Below are 2,901 nucleotides of genomic sequence, written 5' to 3' on the forward strand. Positions count from 1 at the left end.
GGCCGGGCGACAGTACTCCCAGACGAACCAGGTGATCTTCGGCGCTTTCAGCGATGCCGCACCTGACCAATGGGGAGAAAGAATAATCGACGCAAACCATGCATTGCACCAAAGAGCAGACCTACAGTTGCCTCGACGCCTTGGCGCGTTCGACTATCTCCTGGGGGTATCTGACGCCTCGAGAATGGGGGCACTGCGATTTCGCGATGCCGACGGCTGGTGCTCTGCTGAGCGCCAGGTGCCTAACGTGCACGATCTGGCGAGGATTGTTGCGGCCGCACGCAGATATGAGGCTGATGAGGCGAGCGACGACGATGTCGAGTACTTGGGCGACATAGCTACCAGTCCCGGCGGAGCGCGCCCGAAAGCCAATGTGGTGCTTGCATCCGGAGAGCTGGCGCTCGCGAAGTTGCCGCACTCGGAGGATGGTGATGTCGATACTGAGGCGTGGGAGGCCCTGGCCCTCTCGATGGCGTCGAATGCGGGCATCCACATTTCACCGTTCGCCCTTCACACGGTCTCGCATGAAAAATCGGTTTTGGTTGTCAACCGGTTCGACCGCCGAGGGCGCGATGAACGTCTGGGCTATGTTTCAGCAGCAACGGCGCTGGGTATCGGGGCGAACGACGACGACCGCATCACATATGAAGAGTTCGCCGACGTTATCGCCGAGCTCTCGGCACAACCGTCTGCCGACCTTCACGAGATGTTCGCGAGGGTCGCACTTACCGTTCTCATCAACAATGTCGACGACCATTGGCGCAACCATGGGTTTCTTCATGATGCCTCGGGATGGAGGCTCGCCCCAGCATTCGACATCAACCCGAGCCCGCGACGTGGCACGATTTTTTCGCGCGCCATCAATAGCAACGATGACCCTCGGGCACGGGACATCCGCAACCTGGCGAAGATCGCAGGGGCGTACGACCTTTCTGAGCTCGAGGCTGCCACGATTCTGCAGCGTGTGGGTGCCGAGGTAGAAAAGTGGCGGGAGATTGCTCGAAGCCTCAACATCTCAGACGCACAAACCGCCCGAATGCGCGGAGCGTTCGACGAGGAACAGCTCGACTTTGCGCGTTCGAGCATGCCCGCGAAGGCGACCGGGAGGCCACCATCCGGCAGCGTCTGGATCAAGCCGCACTCGCGCAATGGCAAGCCTGTGGACGGCTATTGGCGAGGCGCCCGCTCGCAGTAACATCGCCGCCCAGTCAAGCGTTGGCAAACGGAGCGCGGCATCGTCACCGGCACCAACCTCTCCGCGCGCTCTATCGGCGCCGCGATCGGTATGGCCATCTTCAGCGCGATAGCCAACTCGATTTTGGGCCAATGGATGCCTCTGACATCTCCCCAGCAACCGTCACCGCGGTTCGGCAGCTGTGTTGCTTGCGGTGTTGGTGGTCGCGGTGGTCACCGTCGCCGCGACCGTGGCAATGCCGCGCCCGCCGGCTATTGCTCCGGATCCAAATCCGGCAACCGCCTGTCACTAAGAACCTCGCTCAACGTCGATTCCTTAAGCAGGTTGACCATATCGTCGAGCCCAGCACGAATTGAGCCGTGCTGCGAACGCGTTCCCACTTATGGGTCTCGCGTTTGAGCAGCTCCGCGTTGAGGCACTCGGATGCGGGTTCTTCGCTCATCGTGTTGCGCAGGATGGGTAAGGCCACGCCCCTCGTCTCGCTCATGACCGTCCTATCGGTCGTGGGCATGGCATATGTGTTCTATGCAGACGTGTTCCCCGTGCCAACATGTCCATTTCAACGTGCTGCCGTGGATCTTCCTCGGGCCGGTGGTGCTCGCGGTCATCAGGTACGTCTACCTGCGCCGCAACCGCCCCGACGTCATCGCGCGCATCGGCGATACCGAGATGGACACGCTCGGAGGGATCGGGTAGGGCCTGCGCGGCGGCTTCTTCTTCACGTTCTTCACGAGCGGCAAACTTGCTAATATTTCGGCGCGATCTTCGGGAGCAGTGGATGCCGCCTGCCGCCTGCCTTCCGCTTGCGCCCGTCACTGCAGTTCGGCGGCAGTGTTCCTCGCCGTGCTGATGGCCGCGTGGCCAATGCCGACGCGACCGTGGCCACGCCGCGCACGCCGGCTATTGCTCCAGTTTCGAATCCAGCAACTGCCAGAGACTGAAAACTCGCTCAGCGTGGACTCCTTAAGCAGTTGAGGATGTCGTCTAGCCGAATGCATTTCACCCCGACAGAAGTGGGACGCCGGAGGATTTCAGCTTTCGCATCGCGCCGGCGCACGGCCAAGTCGCGCTTTGGTGGAATTGTGCCGGTGAACATCGATCTGAGTACTAAACAGGCTCTGCTGCGAACGCGTCCCCAGTCGTGGGTCTCTCGTTTGAGCCAGTCCGCTTCGAGATAACTGGATGCGGGCTCCACATGCCACTGTGGCATAAGACGGGCCACTGTTTTGTCGAGACTTCCTAGTTTTCGAATAGGCTTCAACCGCGTATTGCTAGTCGGATCCATGTACGCCCCTCGGGCTATTGAGGTTCCGGTAATGTCAGCGCGACCGCATGGCTAGGACTCTGGACCCTCACAAATTCATCTATCTCGCGGGTCGTAATAGATCGCGTGAGTTTGATGACACGAGTGGAAGCTAGTTGCAGCCGCAAGACGGCCTGCATGGGCTGACCACCGATCAAGTGACATTTGCTCGTGGCACTCCGAGGCGTTACGACCGTATGTCGTAGTGACGTGCCAAGATGATGGCAACTGCAACGCTTCGAAAGATACGAGAACCTAATCAACGATTCGACTGCCCGTGATGCGCCTGAATTCACATTCATTGATCTTTTTGCCGGTCTGGGCGGCTTTCACGTAGCGCTTCAATCGTTGGGCGGGAAGGTTGTTTTCGCGGCTGAGTGGGTTGAGCCTTTGCGACAGCTTT

General features: G+C 59.8%; 3 protein-coding genes. All 3 read left to right on the forward strand.

Annotated features, from left to right (window positions below; all coding sequences use genetic code 11):
• Positions 1–1,195: HipA domain-containing protein (locus RMN95_RS01080; protein ID WP_309615118.1), on the forward strand; the 1,195-nt coding region annotated here is incomplete at its 5' end.
• 564 nt (positions 1,196–1,759) lie between these two features.
• The gene (locus RMN95_RS01085) at positions 1,760–1,891 is read left to right on the forward strand and encodes a hypothetical protein (RefSeq protein ID WP_309615119.1); all 132 of its coding nucleotides are present in this window, start codon (positions 1,760–1,762) and stop codon (positions 1,889–1,891) included.
• Positions 1,892–2,798: 907 nt separating this feature from the next.
• The coding region (locus RMN95_RS01090) for a DNA cytosine methyltransferase (protein WP_309615120.1) at positions 2,799–2,901 on the forward strand (103 nt) is incomplete at its 3' end.

The organism is Salinibacterium sp., assembly GCF_031364185.1.
Taxonomy (GTDB): Bacteria; Actinomycetota; Actinomycetes; order Actinomycetales; family Microbacteriaceae; genus Rhodoglobus.